Genomic DNA, 20,866 nt, shown 5'->3' on the forward strand with positions numbered 1-20,866 from the left:
ATACGCTAAAAGTAAGGAGTGAGAAGGCAGCTTTACTCGTTTTTTACGTAGCTTACAAAGCCGCAAACTTCAGAGCGCGATTGAATCGCCCCTAAATTGAGCAAGTTTTCATTCTTAAATAAGCAGTTATCAGGGTAAACTTACAAAAACACTGATCCCGCCGATTTCACGATTATGCAGGCTAATTTGCCCATGATGGGCTTCAACAATTTCTCGACACAGTGCCAACCCTAATCCACTTCCAGCTGCCTTGGTAGAATAAAAAGGGATGAGAGCACTGGCCATAACCGTTTCACTCATGCCTTTTCCTTGATCGCTCACATTAATATGAGTGCCGAGGTTATCTTGTGTTATTTTTAAACTAATATGCTCTGCTAGCGACTCTGATTCATGTGCGTTTTTCAACAGGTTAATGAGCAATTGTTCTATTTGGGTTTGATCGGCTCGTGTGATGATATCTTTTTGAAGGTCGAAATTAAATTGCCATTGGCTTTGTAATTGATCGAGTAATGAATGCCAATCAACCATTGTTATTTTAGGTGGTGGTAGTTTAGCAAACTTTCCATAGCCTTGAACAAACTCGTTTAAATGCTTTATTCGCTCTTCAATGGTAGTGAAAACGCGTTGTAAACGAGGTTCATCCACTTTCTTCGTTAACAGCTGTGCACTATGTAACATGGATGACATAGGACCTAGTGAGTTATTGAGTTCATGGCTAATGATCCTAATAACCTTTTTCCAAACTTCAACTTCTTGGCGGCTCAATTCGCGGGTCAATTGTTTAAATACAAACAACCTGTGGTGTTGGTTGTTAAGCAATAAGCGACCCATTGAAAGATGCCATGTTTGCGGTTCTTGTTCTGCTTTATCGAGAATAAATAAACCATCTACGCCTTTATTAACGGCATTAATTATTTGCTGTGGGGCTTTAGACAATAATGGTGATATTTTTTCGCCTTCTAGGGCTGTACTTGCATTAAAAAAATCTCTCGCACTATGGTTACTATAAACAATAAAATCATTGTCATTTACCAATAATACAGCTTGAGGGGCGTTTTGTAATACCTTATCAAGCATCAACTCTCGTTGGTAAACCCATTGTTTTTCTTGTCTTAATTGCTTTGCAGTTTTGTTGTAAAGCTGGCACAAATGACCTAATTCATCATTATGGTTATAGGCCAGTAAAGTCGATAGTTCCCCATCTTTAAAATTTAATAAGCCAGTTTCTAATGAAGTAATACCTTGGACCAGTTTACCGCTGAGTCGATGAGCCAATAAGCTACTTAGCGCGGCTGTGAAAATGACACTTACTGTTGTTTTTATAGCGTCAACACCCAGCAGCCAACAACAGATAAAAACAGGGATCACAGAGGAAAATACACATACTAAAATCACTTTAGAAGTTAAAGAGAAGCGGTATCTTGATTCTTTCATCAGTAGGCAATCTCAAACTTATCAAGACGACGGTAGAGTGCTTGTCGGCTGAGGCCAAACTCACGTGCTACTTTGGCAATCACCCCTTTATGTAAACGCATGGCATCCTCAATTTGTTGTTTGTTAGGCTCTACTTTTTGAGTGTGTGTTTGAGGCGTAATAGGAGTTAAACCAAAGTCGTCGATGCTTATCTCACCGCTGGGTTTGAGCACACTGACACGTTTACATGCATTTTCAAGTTCACGAACATTACCGGGCCATGAATGGGCTAAAAGTAGGTTTTCGCATTGTAAGTCCAGCTCACGTTCTACTAAAAAATGACGAATAAGAGGAAGTATGTCATCCGGTCGCTGATTAAGACTTGGCAGGTTAAGTTCAATTACATTTAAGCGGTAGTATAAGTCTTCTCTAAACAGCCCTTTGCTGATTGCATCTGTTAGGTTTTCATTGGTCGCTGATATTACACGGACATTAACTTTTCGGGTCTGGGTTGAACCTAAGCGCTCGAATTCTCCCGTTTGTAAAATCCGTAGGAGCTTCATTTGTCCTGATAAAGGGAGATTACCTATTTCATCTAAAAATAATGTGCCACCATCAGCCGCTTCAAATCGACCAATCCTTTGTTTTGTGATCCCTGTAAAAGCACCTGCTTCTGCACCAAATAATTCTGCTTCTATTAGTTGATGGGGAAGGGCACCTGCATTGACCGTAATAAACGCAGCATTTTGGCGAGGTGAGTTTGCTTGAATAATTTGTGCTATGCGCTCTTTACCACTGCCATTTGGGCCTGTTATTAATACAGAGACATCAGATTTGGCGACTTGTAATGCCATTTTAACTAATTGCTCCATGGCCGTACTGCGATAAATTAAACCTACTAAATTAGCATTTTCTATAGATGCCTCACGCTCTTGCTGGTGGCGCAATAAGGTTTGATTTTGTTTTTTTGTCTTTCCTAGTTCAATTAGGTTATTAACACAGGTAAGAAGCTTGGCATCATCCCATGGTTTTGGTAAATAATCAGCCGCACCGGCTTTGACAAGTTCAACGGCTGTTTCAAGCTCAGTCCATGCAGTGATCAGAATAATGGGCAGATAGGGATTTAGCTCTCTAAGTTGATAAAAGAGTAACTTTCCCTCTTCTCCTGAAGTTGTGTCGTTACTAAAGTTCATATCTTGAAGTACAAGTGCAATACGCTGGTATTGCACAATTTGAATAGCTTCAAATGGGCTATTTGCAGTAACCACTTTATAGTCGTGAATCTCTAGCAATAATGACAAAGCATCTAAAATTGCAGGATTATCATCAACGATAAGTATTTTTTCCATGTTAATTTAATCGCTGTTTATTATTATTTAAATATTGAAAATGCTACACCGCGTTTAGCCAGTGTAGCATAGGTTGGGAGCTGTGCTATATGGTTCGGGTTGCGATACTCGGCGAAATATTTGCCGCGCGTTTAGCTGGGCCAAATACAGCCAAAAGACTCATTGTAAACACCATGACTGCCGTGACAGCAATATAACTTGATGGTAATGCCGCTATTGAAAAATGTTGCATTAATAACTGACCGAGTAAAAGTGCTGAAATAGCACCTAAAAATAAGCCAGCAATGCAAATCAGCGCATTTTCAACTAAAAAATAATTAACAATTGCAGATTTACGAGCGCCTAAAGCACGACGGGTTCCAATTTGCTTGGTACGTTTGTTTATATTAAATAGCGTCAAACCAAAAATGCCCAGTGCGGTTACCAATACCAGTATGGTTATGAGCACAATTAACATACGCATCATAAGTTTATCTGCAGCCATATATTGATCTTTAAGTTCATCAAGACCTTTAATATTGTTGATCACCCGCTTGCTATAATTATTTAGCATCGCATTTTCGATTTGTTTCATTACAGCTGCGCGTTGTCCTGGCTTTGTTCTTACAGCAAATTGTGCGTAAGTTTTGCCTTGAATATACGGAATAAGCGCGACATTATTGGGGTGACTATCTTTTAGCCAAGGGCCTTTCATTGGCGCTGTGATCCCAATAATTTGTAGGGGTAAGTCACCAAAATAAATGGTTTTTCCTAGGCCATCTCCCTTAGGGAAAAGCTCATTGGCTAACGCCTCAGTAACTATAGTGACATTAGTTGTTCTATCTGTCGGTGAATTTGTAATGAGTACTTCAGCCTCAGTAAAATTACGCCCAGCAATTAATTTTACGCCATATGTGTCTAGGCCGTGCTCATCAATAAAAAAGTAAGCAGTGCGCACATTTTTGCTTTCTTGTGGTGCAGGTTTTAAATTAAAGCCGGAAGCGCTGCCACTACCAGATAACGGAATACTGCTACTTTGCGCTGCACTCTCAACCCCTGGTAGGGCTCTTAACATGGCTTCATCTAGTTCAAACTGCTGGCTAGCATCAACGTCTTTCCCAAAGGTCATCACATTGAACTTAAACAAGTCTTGCTCTGGATAGCCGGTTTCTTGGTTTAAAAAAGCGATTCTATCTTGAATGATAAACGCCGCATTACTAACAATAGCCGTTGTAATTGCAATTTGAATTAAAAGTAATATTGCGCCTACCTTTGAGCGGCAAAGGGCATGAAATATTGGTTTTATTTCTAACATGATTAGCTCCTTATTGGCTCTTTAAGTAAATGGCAGGGTTGGTTTTACACACTAGCCAAGCAGGGTAAAGCCCAGCAATAATGCAAGTAGTTATTGCGATAACTGGGGCACTTAATAACATGGCTAAATCCATCGTGGCTATGTTTTTGTAATATTCGTAACTTTGCCTTACCCCGAGAAGGCCAATTTGTGCAAGTACAATACCGAGCAACCCGCCGATAAAACCAAGCATGGCTACTTCTACTAAATGCTGTAGAAAGACTTGTCGCTTACTTGCCCCGAGTGCTCGACGCACGCCGACTTCTGGAGCACGGCGTAAAAACTTTGCTAGTAATAATCCTAAAATATTAGCTAAACACACCGCTAAAAACATAAAGCTTAAACTAACCAGTATTTTGTTATCTTCACTAACGACATTGTTGTATTCCATCCATTGGTTTACATCACGTAGGCTATATTCAGGTTTCTCTCGGGTGAAGCGGCCACGTTTTTTTTGCTCTTCAATGTAAGAGGTGAGGTAATCACCGTAAGCGGTTTTCTGCTCTGGTGTATCAAGCTGAGCCCAAAATTGGATCCACACTATTTCCGATTGTAATCTATCGGCATAGGTATTTATATTTTCATGTTTCCAGCCATTGCTATTGCCCCAGCTGGTGAGCTCTTTTGCTTTAATTAAACTAAAGGGTAAAAATAGGTCTGCTATTTTATCAAAAGCGCCGTTATTTAAATCGTAATATTTAAGGTTGAGGGGCCAGTCATCAATGACACCGACAATTTGGTAGCTATCGTCATCCAAATAGACTAGTTTGCCGATGGAGTTCTTACCCGCAAACAACTTATCGTTCAGCTCTTTTGAAATCACCAAAACAGGGGCTGCAGATTGCTCTTGTTGATCACTCCACACACCGCCATAAATAAATGGCACATCAAACATGCTAAAAAAGTCAGGTGTGGTCATGCGTGCTTCACCAGTAAACGGCTTAACTTTATCTGAGTCTAAATACACAGAGAAACCAGTACGCATCATAGCTACTTTATTTTCTGGGATTGGAGCATTGTGCAAACTAACTGCATCTTGATAGGTCAGTTGCATAGGAATATCGTCACCCGTCCACCACGTGTGACCTTCATCCATGGTTTGTAATTGTACGTTATACAATTGACTGCTTTTATGCGGGATCGGATCTGCTGACATCATATGATAAACGCTTAAACTGGTCATGGTTACACCAATCCCAATGGCAATCGCCAGCACCATTAAGAAACTCACCAGAGGAGTGCGCTTAAAGCTACGCCAACTTAAATCGAGGTAATGTAATAGCATGGCTTACGCTCCTGCAACATTTTTAAGGTTTTGTGCGCCTTGATACAGCGTAAAGTCGGCAAGTTGTCCATCGACCACCTGAATGTTTCTTGGCGCTCTGCGAGCAAGCTCAGGATCATGGGTCACCATAATGATGGTCGCGCCATCGCGATTGATTTGTTCAAGCAGCTCCATTACTTGACGAGCCATAAGGCTGTCGAGATTACCGGTTGGTTCATCGGCAAGTAAAAATCGTGGCTCGCCAGCAAGCGCGCGTGCTATGGCTACTCGTTGTTGCTGTCCGCCAGAGAGTTGCTGTGGCAAATGTTTTGCCCGAGAGGCAAGACCAACTTGTTCTAAACATTTTTCAATGCGACGTTTACGCTCTGCGGCTTTAATACCTCTATAACGTAGCGGTACTTCAATATTTTCATATAAGTTTAAGTCAGGTATTAAATTGAACCCTTGGAAGATAAAGCCTATTTTTTGATTTCGACAATCTGCGCGCTGGTTATCGTTTAACTTACCTACATCAATTCCATCAAGTAAATATTCACCTGCAGAGAAGGGTTCTAACATTCCAGCTATATTTAAAAAGGTCGTTTTTCCTGATCCGCTAGGGCCTGTAACAGCAATAAATTCGCCTTCATCAACGTGTAGATTAAAATCACGTAATGCATGGGTTTGAACCATTTCTGTTTGATATACTTTACTTATATTATTCATCTTTAACATGCTTTTTCCTTTTGTTGTTTGGTTCTACGCGATTGTTAGCGAAGTAATAATGTGTGTGTGTGTTTGAAACTGTTATAGCTTGAGATAATCAATTCATCGCCAGCTTGAACCCCTGAGATTAACTCAACCGCATTAATGCTGGTTGCACCAATTGAAATATCAATGAGCTGAGCTGTATCACCGGTAATTTTATAAACCTGTGTACCGCCTTGTTGTAAAAATGCCCCACGCTTAACTTGTAAAACATCGTCACGATTTTCTAATAAAATACGTGCTGTTAATCGTTGGTTTTGTCTGATACCCGTCATGTCTTTGTCAAAACGTACACGCGTTGTGACTTCTCTATTATTTACTTCTGGTGAAATGGCAGAGAGGGCGCCCATCACTTTGCTAGCGCCCATTGTTATCTCTACGTCCATACCTAAACCAAGCTCATTTGCATAACTTTCAGGGACTTGTAGCTCTGCTTCAAAATTACTCAAATCAACTAAAGTCATTAATGGTTGGCTTTGTGTTACCGCTTCTCTTTGTTGAACTAGTAAGTTACCTACAATCCCTGACACAGTGGCTTTAATTGTTAAGTTATTAACTTTACGAAGTAGATCATCGACAATCAGTTGTTGACGAGTGACATCTCGTTTAGCGGCCTGTAGTTCAAAAGCAAGTGTATCTTTGGACAATTCAACTTCTTGCTCTGCATGTTTATAAGAGAGTTTTGCACGGGCAAGCTCATCAATGGCTTTTTCGTGATCAATTTGACTGATCACATTTTTTTGCATTGATAAGGCCGCTCTGCGATTTTCTCTATCGGCAGCGTTTAACTCTACTTGTGCTAGATCAAGTGCTTTATTTAAGCTTAATGATTGGCGGCGTGCCTCAAGGTGTTTACGTTGTAGCTCGCCCTCAAGACGAGCTAAAACAGACTGTTGCTGCTTTAATTCGTTTGTGAGCTCAGGACTATCAACCATGGCTATTACATCATGCAGTTTTACTGAGTCACCAGCATTAACCTTCAATGAAACAAAGCCTCGTTCAGGGCTGTAAACTTTTGGTGCTCTGGCGGCCACAATTTTACCGCTGGCTGCAACATCGCGTATTAGCGATTGGCGCACCACCGTGGCTATTTGTAGGCTTACTCTATCAACCGAGATAGTACCTTCTTGATCAGCATTTAATAGTGCATATACACATAGAGCAACTAGGCCCACAATAAATATAAACAGCCTGATGTATTTTTTAAAATTTATAGGTCGTGAGATTTGCGTGTCTTGCCCGCTAGTGTCTTTAATCATTATTCATTCTCTTAGTGTTTTTCAAACACAGTAATCATTAGCGAGGCAATAAACAGAATAATTGGTGAAATTAAAAATAAGCCAATAGTAAACATTCGAACATCCTCAAAATTTATATAGTTATGCTGTATTCGAATAGCATGCCATTTTTTATCTTATTGAATTTATTTGATTTTTAACTTTACCCTTTTTGTTTTACATGTCCGCGGACATAAAAAGTGTCCGCTGCGGGCACTTTTTTGATTTGTCTATGGGATGAGGTTACCTCAACGTAAAGCAAAGCAAGTTGTTAATTAATGCATAACATGAGGGGAGCGTTTAAATCTATTGAATAAACTATGCGCTAATAGAAGCCGCTGTAATTAAATGTCGTGTTCAGATGAATTACTAATACAGCACAAAAGAGGAAATAGCCCCTAATGAATAGTTATTCATTTTTAGCTCACCTTACGTTTACGTAAACTGCTAGTCGCGCATGCTTTTTGTTTACAAGTTTTTAAAAATAACACCGGTGTCAATCTATTTTTCGATTCGATATCTATGCAAATGTTAATGGGTGGCATTATTTTATGATTTTTAATTAAGTTGAAATATATTCAATATAATGAATATGTATTCATAAAAATATTGACTCAAGGGGGGAATAACGCTAATTTTGTTCGTCTGTTAGCAAATCGTCGAGCCGTTCATCCACGTTAACAGCGCAGCAAGGGGAGGGGTCCATGTTATATGACTCAAAACTAGAAAAAGATAATTGTGGCTTTGGCTTAATAGCCCAAGTTAATAACCAAGCGAGTCACCGACTCATTCGTACGGCGATCACCGGTTTAGATCGCATGCAGCACCGCGGTGGTATTTCTGCTGATGGTAAAACGGGTGATGGTTGTGGCTTGTTATTACAAAAACCAGACAGCTTCTTTCGGGCTATTGCTGCCGAGAATAATTGGCATTTAGGTAAAAATTACGCCGTTGGGATGATCTTCCTCAATGCTGATCCGGTACTAGCACAAGCAGCCAAAGATGTTTTAAGCGAAGAACTAGAAAAAGAAACGCTAAATATTTTGGGCTGGCGTGTGGTTCCAACTGATCCATCAATGTTAGGACCTATTGCTCTAAAACAATTGCCAGGTTTTGAACAAATTTTTATTAGTGCGCCAGAAGGTTGGCGTTCTAAAGATTTAGAACGCCGCTTGTATGTTGCACGTCGTCGTGCAGAAAAGCGTCTAATGGACGATGAATCATTTTATATTGCGAGCTTATCTGGGCTAGTCACAATATATAAAGGCTTAATGATGCCTGCTGACTTGCCTAATTTTTATCTTGATCTTGCGGATATTCGCATGACTAGTGCTATTTGTGTTTTTCATCAACGCTTCTCTACAAACACACAGCCTCGCTGGCCTTTAGCGCAACCATTTCGTTATTTAGCGCACAATGGTGAAATTAATACTATTGAAGGTAACCGCCAGTGGGCCCGTGCACGCTCTTATAAATTTGCTTCGCCGCTTATTCCTGATTTACAAAGTGCAGCGCCGTTTGTTAATGAAACAGGGTCTGACTCATCTAGCCTCGATAATATGCTAGAGCTGTTTTTAGCTGGTGGTATGGATTTATTCCGTGCGATGCGCATGCTAGTGCCGCCAGCATGGCAAAAAAACCGTGCTATGGATGACGACTTACGTGCATTCTATGATTTTAATTCGATGCATATGGAACCGTGGGATGGCCCTGCAGGCATCGTTATGTCGGATGGGCGTTTTGCAGCCTGTAACCTAGACCGTAATGGTCTGCGCCCTGCGCGTTATATTATTACTCAAGATGGTTTTATTACTTTAGCTTCTGAGGTGGGAATTTGGGATTACACCGCTGACGAGGTGGTAGAAAAAGGACGTGTTGGCCCAGGCGAGCTACTGGTTATTGATACCAAACTCGGAAAAATTTGGCATTCAGATGAAATTGACCAAGACTTAAAATCACGCCACCCTTATAAATCGTGGTTAGAAGAAAACGTTAAACGCTTAACACCTTTTGAAGCACTGACTGAGCAAGATGCAGGTAATCGCTCATTCGATGATGCAACTCTAGTCAAATACCAAAAGATGTTTGGCTATACTAACGAAGAGCTAGACAGCGTCATTCGTGTCATGGGTGAAAATGGGCAAGAAGCCACTGGCTCAATGGGTGACGATACGCCGTTTGCCGTACTGAGCGAAGGGCACCGTTCACTTTATGATTATTTCCGTCAAAAGTTTGCTCAGGTTACTAATCCGCCAATTGATCCGTTACGTGAAAACCATGTAATGTCGTTGGCAACGTGTATTGGCAGTGAGCAAAACGTATTTAATGAAACAACAGGGCACGCTAAACGCCTGCAATTTGATACGCCTATTTTAATGTACGCTGATATGCAGCAGCTACTTAACGCCGATGAAGCGCACTACAGCTATTGTAAGATTGATATTACTTACACCGTAGAAGAAGGCCTTGAGAATGCGGTTAAGCGCATCTGTGATGAAGCACAAGCAAAAGCCGCATCTGGCTGCATTATGCTGGTATTAACGGATCGTAACTTTGATGACAATCAATTACCTATTCCTGCAGCTATGGCGGTGGGTGCGGTACAAAAACGCTTGGTAGATAATAACTTACGCTGTGAGTCTAACATCATTATTGAAACCGGCAGCGTTCGTGACGCGCATCAATTTGCGGTTCTACTTGGCTTTGGTGCAACCGCAATCTACCCGTATTTAGCGTATGAGTCACTTGTGGCCATGAGCGATAGTAAGGTAATTAATAAGTCATACTGCGAAGTGACACTGGCTTATCGTCAAGCAATTAATAAAGGCTTGTACAAAATCATGTCGAAAATGGGTATTAGCACCGTGGCTTCATATCGTTGTTCGATGTTGTTTGAAGCGGTTGGTCTATCTGACGCGATTGTTGAGATGTGTTTTAAGGGCGTTGCAAGTCGCATAAAAGGGGCGTGTTTTAGCGACTTCGATGACGATCAGCAAAGCTTGCATAAACTGGCGCTTAGTAAACGTAAATTATTAAGCCATGGCGGTTTATTTAAATACGTTCACGGCGGCGAGTATCATGCTTACAACCCTGATGTGATTCAAACGTTACAAAAAGCAGTACGTAGCGGCGAGTATAGTGATTACAGCGAATACGCAAAGCTAGTTAATCACCGTCCAGTCGCGACTTTGCGCGATATGTTGGCTTTAAAACTGCCAGAAAAGGGTATAAGCATTGATGAGGTAGAGCCTGCCACTGAGCTTTATAAACGTTTTGATTCTGCAGCGATGAGTATTGGTGCATTATCACCAGAGGCGCATGAAGCACTAGCCATTGCTATGAACCGTTTAGGTGGTTGCTCAAATTCTGGCGAAGGTGGCGAAGATAAACTTCGTTACGGTACAGAAAAAAATTCACGGATTAAACAAGTGGCCTCAGGTCGATTTGGTGTAACACCTCATTATTTACGCAGTGCGGATGTCATTCAAATAAAAGTGGCTCAAGGCGCTAAGCCGGGCGAAGGCGGGCAGTTACCAGGTGAAAAAGTAACGCCCTATATTGCCAAGCTTCGTTACTCGGTACCAGGCGTGACACTAATTTCACCGCCACCGCATCATGATATTTACTCTATTGAAGATTTAGCTCAGCTTATTTTTGATTTAAAGCAAGTAAACCCGAATGCACTGATTTCAGTAAAACTGGTATCTGAACCGGGCGTAGGAACAATTGCAACCGGTGTTGCAAAAGCGTATGCCGATCTAATTACTATCTCAGGCTACGATGGTGGCACGGGTGCAAGTCCCTTAACCTCGGTTAAATATGCTGGCAGCCCATGGGAGCTTGGCCTTGCAGAAACGCAACAAGCACTTGTCGAAAATGGCCTTCGTCATCGTATTCGCCTGCAAACAGATGGGGGGTTAAAAACCGGGCTTGATATCATTAAAGCAGCCATTTTAGGCGCTGAAAGTTTTGGTTTTGGTACCGGACCCATGGTGGCGTTAGGCTGTAAATACTTACGAATTTGTCACTTAAATAACTGTGCTACTGGTGTGGCAACCCAAGACGATACACTGCGCCAAAAGCATTATCACGGCTTACCAGAAATGGCGATGAACTACTTTAAGTTTATAGCTCAAGAAGCGCGTGAAATTATGGCAAGTTTAGGTGTTGCAAACCTAACCGATTTGATTGGTCGCTTAGATTTACTCGAAGCCATTGAAGGCAAAACAGCCAAACAGCAAAAAATAGATTTATCAGCGGTTATCGCTAAGCCGAACAACCCAACGGGTGAAACACTGTTTTGCAGTGCACCAAATAGCTCGCACTATTTAGGTGAGTTAAATGAGAGCTTGCTAGGCAAGGCAAAAGAGGCAATTGATAATTCAAGCGGCATTTCATTAGTGAGTCGTATATGTAATACCGATAGATCGGTTGGCGCAATGCTTTCTGGTTATATTGCTGATAAGCACGGTAATCAAGGTATGGCAGCAGATCCAGTGGTGATTGAACTTCATGGTACAGCTGGCCAGTCATTCGGGGTATGGAATGCTGGCGGCCTTGAAATGACTTTAGTTGGTGATGCCAACGATTACGTTGGTAAAGGGATGGCTGGCGGTAAGCTAGTCGTTCGCCCACCACTGGGTTCGTCATTTGAAAGTCACAAAGCAACCATCGTAGGTAATACCTGTTTATATGGTGCCACTGGCGGTAAATTGTTTGCAGCCGGATGTGCTGGTGAGCGTTTTGCTGTGCGTAATTCGGGTGTGCAAGCTGTTGTTGAAGGTGTTGGTGATAATGGTTGTGAATATATGACAGGTGGTGTGGTATGTGTACTTGGTAATGTAGGAGTTAACTTTGGTGCAGGTATGACCGGTGGTTTTGCTTATATTTTAGATGAACGAGGTGATTTTGAGAAACGCATTAACCCAGAGTTGGTTGAAGTGGTTACTTTAGATGATTTGAGTTCACATCAAGAGCATTTACGCGGCTTAATTGCTGACCATTTAGAGCTAACAGGCTCATGCAGAGCAGAAACTATTTTAGCTAACTTTGAACTTTATTTACCGATGTTCAAATTAGTAAAACCTAAATCAAGTGACGTAAAAAGTTTACTCGGGCATCGCGCTCGCAGTAGCGCCGAACTACGTGTTCAAGCGCAATAAGGGGGCAGTATGAGCGAAAATGTATATCAATTTATAGACGTGCAGCGTGTAGACCCACGCAAGAAACCAATCTCGTCGCGTAAAAAATCGTTCGTAGAAATTTATGAACCCTTTTCAGAAAACCAAGTTAATTCACAGGCAGATCGCTGCCTTGATTGCGGTAACCCTTATTGTGAGTGGAAATGTCCAGTACATAACTATATTCCACAATGGTTAAAACTGATCCGTACAGGGCGCATTTTAGAGGCCGCTGAGCTTTCGCACCGTACTAACAGTTTGCCAGAGGTGTGTGGAAGAGTATGCCCACAAGACCGCTTATGCGAAGGCTCATGTACGTTAGATGAAGAGTTTGGAGCGGTAACAATCGGTAACATCGAAAAATACATCACCGATACCGCGTTCAAAATGGGCTGGAAGCCAGACATGTCTTATGTGACATGGACTGATAAAAAAGTGGCTATTATTGGTGCTGGGCCAGCAGGGTTAGGCTGTGCTGATATTCTAGTACGTAATGGCGTAAAGCCTGTGGTATTTGACCGTCACCCTGAAATTGGTGGGCTGTTAACCTTTGGTATTCCTTCTTTTAAATTAGAAAAAGAAGTCATGCAAAAACGTCGCGAAATATTTACCGAAATGGGTGTTGAATTTAAACTTAATGTCGAAGTAGGTAAAGACATTAGCATGGATGAAATTCTTAATGAGTATGACGCTGTATTTTTGGGAGTGGGGACTTATCAAAGTATGCGTGCAGGGCTTGAGAACGAAGATGCACCGGGGGTGCATGATGCCCTGCCATTCTTAATTGGTAACACTAATCGTGTTATGGGTTACGATGAGTCTAAACAAGCCTGCATTGATATGGCAAACCAAAAAGTAGTGGTACTAGGTGGTGGTGATACAGCAATGGACTGTGTGCGTACCTCCATTCGCCATAACGCGTTAAAAGTAACGTGTGCTTATCGTCGTGATGAAGAGAACATGCCTGGTTCAAAACGCGAAGTAAAAAATGCAAAAGAAGAGGGCGTAATTTTTACTTATAACGTACAGCCTAAAGGGATTGTCCTTGATGATAAAGGCGCAGTTGCAGGCGTTAAAATGGTAAAAACTCAGCTTGGCGAGGCAGATGAAAATGGCCGTCGTCGTGCTGAAGAAGTACCGGGATCAGAGCACGTTATTGAAGCCACACAAGTGATTATGGCATTTGGCTTTAAGCCTCATAAAATGGACTGGTTAGAACAGTACGATGTAGAAATTAATCACTGGGGTGGTATTAATGCACCCGAGCAAGGTGAATTTACACATCAAACTACCAACCCTAAAATATTTGCTGGTGGTGATATTGTTCGTGGTTCAGACTTAGTGGTTACTGCTATATTTGAGGGGCGTAATGCTGCAGAAGGCATTATGGATTATTTAAAAGTGTAAATAATTCTTTTGTTAGAATGGAGTCAAAAGCAAACCTTCGGGTTTGCTTTTTTATTCCCTCAGTTTTACAAATAAAAATGCCCACAATACACAGGTTGTGGGCATTTTTAAACGCTATGTTAGTTAATCCATCGAGAAGTGATCAAGGCTCGGTTTCACTCTGGCTTGTCGACGTTTCACACTTTTATAGCAGATAACGTTACAAACAAGCTGTAGGGCAATAACCAACAAACTAAGTGTTATTAAGCCACTAATAGCTGTGCTGCTAAAAACTAACATAACAGCAATAACAATATGTACAATTAATGCCACATTTAAAAAACGATATAATCCTTGTTTAAATTGTGTGTGTTTAAACTTGCTAAACATTGCTAAAAGTACACTAACTATCAATAGTAGCCAGTTAATTGCTAAGCCAAAATAAATGACCGTTGTTTGCATCAAGGTATCCTCACCGTATCAAGGTAACGCACTATAAATGTATAATTTTATCCGTGCGCTTTTATAAGCTCTTTTGCATTTGCTTTAGCTGTTTTGCTAATGTTATCACCACCCAGCAAACGCGCAATTTCATTAACCCTGCCATCTTTATTTAATGCCAGCATATGAGTAAACGTTTCACCGTCTGCAATTTCTTTGGCAACAAAAAATTGTTGATGAGCGCTACTAGCCACTTGCGGTAAATGAGTTACACAAATTACTTGTGTCGATTTACCTAATTGGCGCAGTAGTTTACCAACGGCAGCAGCTGTTGGGCCAGAAATACCGACATCCACTTCATCAAATATAAGCGTAGGAGTCGTGACTTTTTGGGCAATAATAACCTGAATAGCCAAACTAATACGTGATAACTCACCACCAGAGGCTACTTTTGCTAAAGGTTGTAGTGGTTGCCCTGGGTTTGTTGATACTAAAAACGATACATTATCAAAACCTAAGCTGTTTGGAGAGCGATCGGTATGTGCTGTAAGAGCTATTTCAAATACGCCATTTTCCATGGATAAGTTAGCCATACTTTCGCTGATCAAGCCATTAAGTGTATTAGCATATTGATGACGGCTAGCACTTAATTCCTCACTAGCCGTTTGATAATCTTCAAGAGCATCTGCAATTTCACCTTCAAGCTGTTCGAGGCGCGAACTATTACTGCTTATAGAGTCTAGTTCTTGTGTTACATTTTGATGAAACTCAACGAGCTCTTGTGGCTTTATATGGTGTTTTCTTGCTAAATCCATAGCGCCGCTGAGTCTGTTTTCTACTTCCGTTAAGCGAGTAGGATCTAAGTCAGCTTGTTCAGTATAATTGCGTATTTCTCTGCTTGCTTCTTCAACTTGAACCGCTGCTTCTGTCAGTAATGCTGCTACATTGGCCAGGGTTTCATCATAATGTGCAAGTTCATTAAATTGTTGTGCGCTGTGTTGTAAAAGAGAGCACGCATTTTGCTCATCACTTTCGTATAAATGTTGTAGCTCGCGCTGACAAGATTGCAAAATAGTTTGGCTGTTACTGAGCTTATAATGCTCTGCTTCTATTTGTTCAAACTCACCAGCTTGCAACGCAAATTCATCAAGCTCAGCCACTTGATATTCTAATAATTGTTTTTGCGCAGCTTGTTGTTGTTGTTGGTGTTCTAGTTGTTTAAATTCTTTTTGTAAATCAGCATAACGTTTATAGCGTTGGCTTACAGCATTAACTAGATTTTGGTGCCCGGCGTAAGCATCCAGTAGCTGTAATTGATGCTCTGCTTTTAATAGATGCTGGTGTGCATGTTGACCGTGTATAGAAATTAAATATTGGCCTAGCTCTTTTAGCTGTGCAGCGGTGACAGGGCTACCATTAATGTAGCTTTTGCTGCGGCCATTCTTGCAAACAACTCTACGAAGTAGACATTCGTTATCGTCATTATTAAGCATGTTCTCTTCTAGAAATGCATGGGCGTGTGGCAAATTGCTTAAATCAAATTGCGCACTTACCTCGGCTTTATCAGTGCCTGGGCGCACAGCTGAAGCCTCTGCTCTTTCTCCAAGGCACAATGATAACGCATCAATAGCGATTGATTTACCCGCACCCGTTTCACCGGTAATAGCGGTCATGCCCGAATGCCATTCAGTGCTTAAATTACTTACAATTGCAAAATTTTTAATTTCTAAACCAATTAACATACTGTTCATCCATCCAGTGAATTAACTGTTAATTTATACAGTGTTTTGGTTTATTGCAAATTAAATTTCTATATTTTAAGCAAGGCTGGACTCAATTAGTGTTTTTTTTTCTTCATCAATAGGGAGGGTTTCATCGTTAAGATCAATATTATCAACTGGTTGTATGTTGTCTTCAGTTTTCAACTTTAAGATTAACGTAGGAAGGACTTCTTGGTAAAAATTTTTATTGTATAAAATACCTTGAGCTGGCAACTCTGCTATAAAATATTGAGTGCTGTCGGCAAATGCTTGGCTATTGTTACTTTTATAGGTTTTTATAAGCTCTTCGTTAAGTATGTTAATAAGTTGGTCACATAACGATTCCAACTTAACTAAATTTTCATCGGTGTGAGGCTGTACCACGAAAAAGTTACTTACAACTGCTTGAATTCGAGGAAGCTGCTTAGCACTGATGACATTTGCATCAAGTAATTCGTTTAGTTTTATTTTTAAACGTGATTGAGTACTTGCTACGCGCTCGTTAAACAGTTTTTTCTTTGCTTCAATGGTTTTTTTTCGATTACTCTCAATTAGCAAGTAGCTGCCAAGTAAAGTAATTAATAATAATAAAGCAAGAAACACTACATAAGTCATTACTACTTTTTCCTGATGATATTTAAAAATTCTAGCCCGATATTTTGCGCTAAAGTTGCATGTTTGGCAATAAAATTAGTATAACCGGCTACCCCAATTTAGCTTTTTACGTAGCACATTATAATAAGAATAATTTTTTGGGTGGATTAAGCGTAATTTTTTGTCAGCTTTACGTATAACTACCTCATCACCCGGTAATACGGCGAGTACAACATGGCTGTCACAGCTTACTTGTAAGCTATCAGTATTTTCTAAACTAAGCTTTAAACGCACTTCATTATCAGCATCCACCACTAAAGGGCGACTTGATAAAGTATGTGGAAACATCGGAACCAGTGACATTGCATTAAGCTCTGGTGTTAAAATAGGCCCACCGCCTGATAAAGAGTATGCCGTTGAGCCTGTTGGAGTCGACACAATCAAACCATCGGAGCGTTGAGAAAATACAAAGTCATCGTTTATAAAGGCTTCAAACTCAATCATATGTGCTACTTTATCAGCATGAAGTACTGCTTCGTTTACTGCAGAATTAGCGCTTTTAAGTTCGTTATGACGATACACTTCAACTTCTAATAAAAAACGTTTTTCTTCAATGTAATCGCCGCTGAGTACCTGTTCTAAGCTACCCTCAAACCCTTCTGGATTCAAATCAGTTAAAAAGCCTAAATTACCCCTATTTACACCAATTACGGCTATATCAAAGCGAGCAAGCACCCGTGCAGCACCCAGCATGTTGCCATCGCCTCCAACCACAATCGCCAAGTCGGCACGCTCGCCTAAATCAACGAGCTTTACGAGTTTGTCGCTCGGTACATCACTAAGTTGACTCCCTGTACGTTTTTCAACAATCACCTCAAAGCCTAAAGCTAATAAAAACGTATGTAATCGTTGTAAAGTAGCGGCAGCATTAGGATGATTTGGCTTACCAATCAAGCCGATAGTGTTAAAGGGAGAGTCCATAATAAATACACTGAGAGTTCTAATATTTGTAGAGTAACCTAAAACAGAAGTGTTTGAAAACACAGATCTTAGTAATAACCAGCGGATTTAATTAATTCACTGTAAAATTTAGATTTATTGTATTTTTTATACTTGAAATAATAATACTTAGCCCCGATATAACAGCTATGCATAAAGATGTAGATAACATGAAACTAAACCCACGAGATCAGCAAATATTTGCCGCTGTTATGAGTATGTACTGTAATGGCGATGGCTTACCTGTGCCGTCAACAAAAATTGCAAAGCAAAAAGGTATGGCGGTATGCTCTGCCACTGTGCGTAACGCGATGGCGCGCCTTGAAAAAATAGGCTTGTTGTATTCACCACATACATCGGCTGGCCGAGTGCCAACCAATGATGGGTTTGACTATTGGTTTGATGAGTTTTTTACGCTCAATGATATTGCTAATTATTGGCAACCTGAGCAGGCACAATTGGTTGAGCTAGCACATGGCTTGAGTCAACGTTACCAAGTATGCTGTTGTGTGGGGCTACCGCAGGTTAGAACACAGCAGGTATTTAGGGTAGAAGTGCTCGACTTTGATGCAAACAACTGGCTTATTTTACTCTTAGATAGAGCAGGGCAGAGCCACAATATTTGTATTAATAAGCCTCATGACCCTAGCGATAGCCAACGCTATGAATTTGCTACTTGGCTCAATACGGTTTTTAGTCAGCAATCTTTAATTGAAGGCCTCTACCGAATGCAGGCAATGGCAAATACGGCTCCGCGTAATTGTCATGACTCTTTAACTCAATGGACCCGTGAGCTAAGCCAAAAATTAGGCTCAGATAACAGCATCGTTGTTGGCGAAAATTACCTTTATAAAAAAATAGACTGTGAGCAAAGTCTCAATATTGGTGTGTCATTCTTAAATTTTGTTGAAGATAAACTCGTTTTCAAAAATGGGGTCTCTATTCTCAATACTGAAAACTTACCTTTTAGCTCCTGTGATGATCTTATCGTGATCAGTGTGCCGTATTTTCAAAACCAAGAATATCAAAGTCGTTTTTGTGTTATTTGTCCAAAATCAGCGCAATTAGAGAAAATAATCCAAGAATTTAAATTATTAGAGCCATTGAGCTCTTGAATCTTTTTATTCAATCCCCATAATTACCGCAGTTGTAAAGAATTGGAGCGTATATTTTATGTCTGAGCAGACACAAAACCCAGAGCAAGAAGTAGAACTGAACGAAGAAGTGACGCAAATGGAAGCTGACGTTGAGGCGGCAGTTGAAGCAGCAGAACAACATGCTGAGCAAGAGCAAAGCCCTGAAGCAGAAATTGCTATGTTATATGCCGAGCTTGAAACTGCAAAGCAAACTATTGCAGATCAAAAAGATAGCGTAGTTCGCGCTGCTGCAGATGTGGACAATATGCGTCGTCGCGCTGCACAAGATGTAGAAAAAGCACACAAATTTGCACTAGAAAAGTTTGCTAATGAATTACTCCCTGTTATAGATAACTTAGAGCGTGCTATTGAGTTTTCTGATAAAGAAAATGAAACGCTTAAGCCTTTACTTGAAGGCATTGATATGACGGTGAAAAGCTTTAACGACGCGGTAGCTAAATTTGGTGTTGAAATTGTAAACCCTCAAGGTGAGCAGTTTAACCCAGACTTTCATCAAGCAATGTCAATCCAACCAAGCAACGATGTAACACCAAATACTGTTTTAGCAGTAATGCAAAAAGGTTACACATTAAACGGCCGTTTATTACGCCCTGCAATGGTTATGGTATCTAAAGCCGCTGACGCTTAATTAAGTATACAATTTAAAAATGCCTCATTATGAGGCATTTTTTTTGTCTTTAAAATAATGTATTAACTGCACCAGTATTGTAAGTACCACCGCACTAAACATTAAACTAGAAAATGGAACCGCACTTTGTGCATGCATTACCGCTAATATAGGGCCTACTAATGCGCCACTACCAAAACGCAAGGTGCCGATAACCGCCGTGGCAGTTCCGGTATTTTGTTCAAACTTCATCAAAATTAATGAATCTGCATTACTTGCTATTATGCCTAAGCTCATCATTAACGGGGCAATAGCCGCAACAATAAAGTAAAGCGATAAATGCAACACACTAAAGCTGAGTAATGCTGTGCCAGAGATAAAACCACACATTAGCCCGTAATAAAGCATTTTTCGTGAGCCAATACTTGGCACTACGCGAGTATTTAAAAAGTTACCAAACATCAGCGCCATTACATTAAAAGCGAATAGCAGGCCAAACAATTGTTCCGATACTTTAAATAAGTCGAGGTAAATATATGGAACCGAGGTTAAAAAGCAAAAAAAGCCAAACGACACAAACATCGAGCTTAAAATATCAGCGCGGGCGTGCGGGTTGCTTAATACAATTTTGTAACTTGAAAAGAATAGCGATAACCCTTTTCGATCATTTTTAAATATCGGGATATCGATTAAATAACGCTGTACAAAAAGTAAAATTACAAAGCTATAAGCCGCTAAAACAATAAAAATAGTCGACCACAGCGAAAAGCCTAAAATAACTGAGCCGATAGAGGGGGCAAGTAAAGGCGCTATCATCATGATCATAGACACATACGACATACCCTTAGCGGTATTTTTTTGATATATGTGCCTTATTATCCCAGGAACGACAACCGTGGCAGCTGCCCCAGTAAATGCCTGTACCGCTCTTAACACCCAAAAAGTATGCACTTCAGTAGTAAATGCCAATGCGAGTGAACTTAAGCCAAATAAACTGAGCCCTATTCGCGCTAGTTTACGCCTGCCAATTTGATCGGCTATAGGGCCAAAAAATAACATGCCCAATGCATAACCTGCTAAATAGATACTCAACGAGATTTGAACATTTGGCATGCTAGTATTGAGATCGTTGGCAATTACCAGCATCGCCGGTAAGTACATATCGATGGCTAAAGGCGTGATTGCTACAATACTGGCTAATAAAGGCAATAAAATACGGGTATTAAAAGAAGAAGCCGAAGCGCTCATTTAAAAACTCAAAACAACGAATATAGGTTGGGCAGTATAGCAGGGCAATGGCGTTGGATAAACTTAGTTTGCCTGCTAACTTAATTGTTT

At 40.6% G+C, this 20,866-nt stretch carries 15 protein-coding genes; 4 read left to right on the forward strand and 11 right to left on the reverse strand.

What is annotated here, in order from left to right; translation table 11 throughout:
* Window positions 1-129: 129 nt before the first annotated feature.
* From AN392_RS12810 to AN392_RS12835, 6 genes are all read right to left on the reverse strand, one after another.
* Window positions 130-1,434, reverse strand: a complete 1,305-nt coding sequence (locus AN392_RS12810) for a PAS domain-containing sensor histidine kinase (protein ID WP_055012936.1) — start codon at window positions 1,432-1,434, stop codon at window positions 130-132.
* Complete coding sequence (locus tag AN392_RS12815; protein WP_055012937.1) at window positions 1,434-2,762, reverse strand: sigma-54 dependent transcriptional regulator; 1,329 nt, start codon at window positions 2,760-2,762, stop codon at window positions 1,434-1,436. The genes AN392_RS12810 and AN392_RS12815 overlap by 1 nt, the downstream gene beginning before the upstream one ends.
* A gap of 85 nt (window positions 2,763-2,847) precedes the next feature.
* Window positions 2,848-4,056, reverse strand: coding sequence for an ABC transporter permease (locus AN392_RS12820; protein ID WP_055012938.1), 1,209 nt, complete (start codon window positions 4,054-4,056; stop codon window positions 2,848-2,850).
* A gap of 10 nt (window positions 4,057-4,066) precedes the next feature.
* Window positions 4,067-5,380 carry an ABC transporter permease gene (locus AN392_RS12825; protein ID WP_055012939.1) on the reverse strand — a complete coding sequence of 438 codons (1,314 nt, stop codon included), beginning with the start codon at window positions 5,378-5,380 and terminating at the stop codon, window positions 4,067-4,069.
* 3 nt (window positions 5,381-5,383) lie between these two features.
* Complete coding sequence (locus AN392_RS12830; RefSeq protein WP_010388610.1) at window positions 5,384-6,094, reverse strand: ABC transporter ATP-binding protein; 711 nt, start codon at window positions 6,092-6,094, stop codon at window positions 5,384-5,386.
* A 35-nt stretch (window positions 6,095-6,129) separates the two neighbouring features.
* Window positions 6,130-7,386, reverse strand: coding sequence for an efflux RND transporter periplasmic adaptor subunit (locus AN392_RS12835; RefSeq protein ID WP_010388611.1), 1,257 nt, complete (start codon window positions 7,384-7,386; stop codon window positions 6,130-6,132).
* Window positions 7,387-8,108: 722 nt separating this feature from the next.
* On the opposite strand from AN392_RS12835, the gene gltB reads away from it, so the two are divergent.
* On the forward strand, window positions 8,109-12,566 hold the full coding sequence (gene gltB / locus AN392_RS12840) for a glutamate synthase large subunit (RefSeq protein WP_055012940.1): 4,458 nt from the start codon (window positions 8,109-8,111) through the stop codon (window positions 12,564-12,566).
* Window positions 12,567-12,575: 9 nt separating this feature from the next.
* The gene (locus tag AN392_RS12845; protein WP_010388615.1) at window positions 12,576-13,991 is read left to right on the forward strand and encodes an FAD-dependent oxidoreductase; all 1,416 of its coding nucleotides are present in this window, start codon (window positions 12,576-12,578) and stop codon (window positions 13,989-13,991) included.
* A gap of 123 nt (window positions 13,992-14,114) precedes the next feature.
* Here AN392_RS12845 and AN392_RS12850 read toward each other — a convergent pair whose 3' ends face one another.
* The 4 genes from AN392_RS12850 to nadK all read right to left on the reverse strand — a co-directional run bounded on the left by AN392_RS12850 (window position 14,115) and on the right by nadK (window position 17,746).
* Window positions 14,115-14,432, reverse strand: a complete 318-nt coding sequence (locus tag AN392_RS12850; protein ID WP_055012941.1) for a hypothetical protein — start codon at window positions 14,430-14,432, stop codon at window positions 14,115-14,117.
* 47 nt (window positions 14,433-14,479) lie between these two features.
* Complete coding sequence (recN, locus tag AN392_RS12855; protein WP_008113147.1) at window positions 14,480-16,153, reverse strand: DNA repair protein RecN; 1,674 nt, start codon at window positions 16,151-16,153, stop codon at window positions 14,480-14,482.
* 75 nt (window positions 16,154-16,228) lie between these two features.
* Complete coding sequence (locus AN392_RS12860) at window positions 16,229-16,786, reverse strand: hypothetical protein (protein ID WP_055012942.1); 558 nt, start codon at window positions 16,784-16,786, stop codon at window positions 16,229-16,231.
* Between the two features lie 75 nt (window positions 16,787-16,861).
* Window positions 16,862-17,746, reverse strand: a complete 885-nt coding sequence (nadK, locus tag AN392_RS12865) for an NAD(+) kinase (protein WP_008464501.1) — start codon at window positions 17,744-17,746, stop codon at window positions 16,862-16,864.
* Between the two features lie 167 nt (window positions 17,747-17,913).
* Here nadK and AN392_RS12870 point away from each other — a divergent pair, with 167 nt between their 5' ends.
* Both AN392_RS12870 and grpE read left to right on the forward strand, forming a co-directional pair.
* Window positions 17,914-18,879 carry an HrcA family transcriptional regulator gene (locus tag AN392_RS12870; protein WP_055012943.1) on the forward strand — a complete coding sequence of 322 codons (966 nt, stop codon included), beginning with the start codon at window positions 17,914-17,916 and terminating at the stop codon, window positions 18,877-18,879.
* Window positions 18,880-18,937: 58 nt separating this feature from the next.
* Window positions 18,938-19,549, forward strand: coding sequence for a nucleotide exchange factor GrpE (gene grpE / locus AN392_RS12875; RefSeq protein WP_008113139.1), 612 nt, complete (start codon window positions 18,938-18,940; stop codon window positions 19,547-19,549).
* 27 nt (window positions 19,550-19,576) lie between these two features.
* On the opposite strand, the gene AN392_RS12880 is transcribed toward grpE, so the two are convergent.
* The gene (locus AN392_RS12880; RefSeq protein ID WP_055012944.1) at window positions 19,577-20,776 is read right to left on the reverse strand and encodes a Bcr/CflA family efflux MFS transporter; all 1,200 of its coding nucleotides are present in this window, start codon (window positions 20,774-20,776) and stop codon (window positions 19,577-19,579) included.
* Window positions 20,777-20,866: the final 90 nt, after the last annotated feature.

The organism is Pseudoalteromonas sp. P1-16-1b (assembly GCF_001401785.1).
GTDB classification, from domain to species: Bacteria; Pseudomonadota; Gammaproteobacteria; order Enterobacterales; family Alteromonadaceae; genus Pseudoalteromonas; species Pseudoalteromonas undina.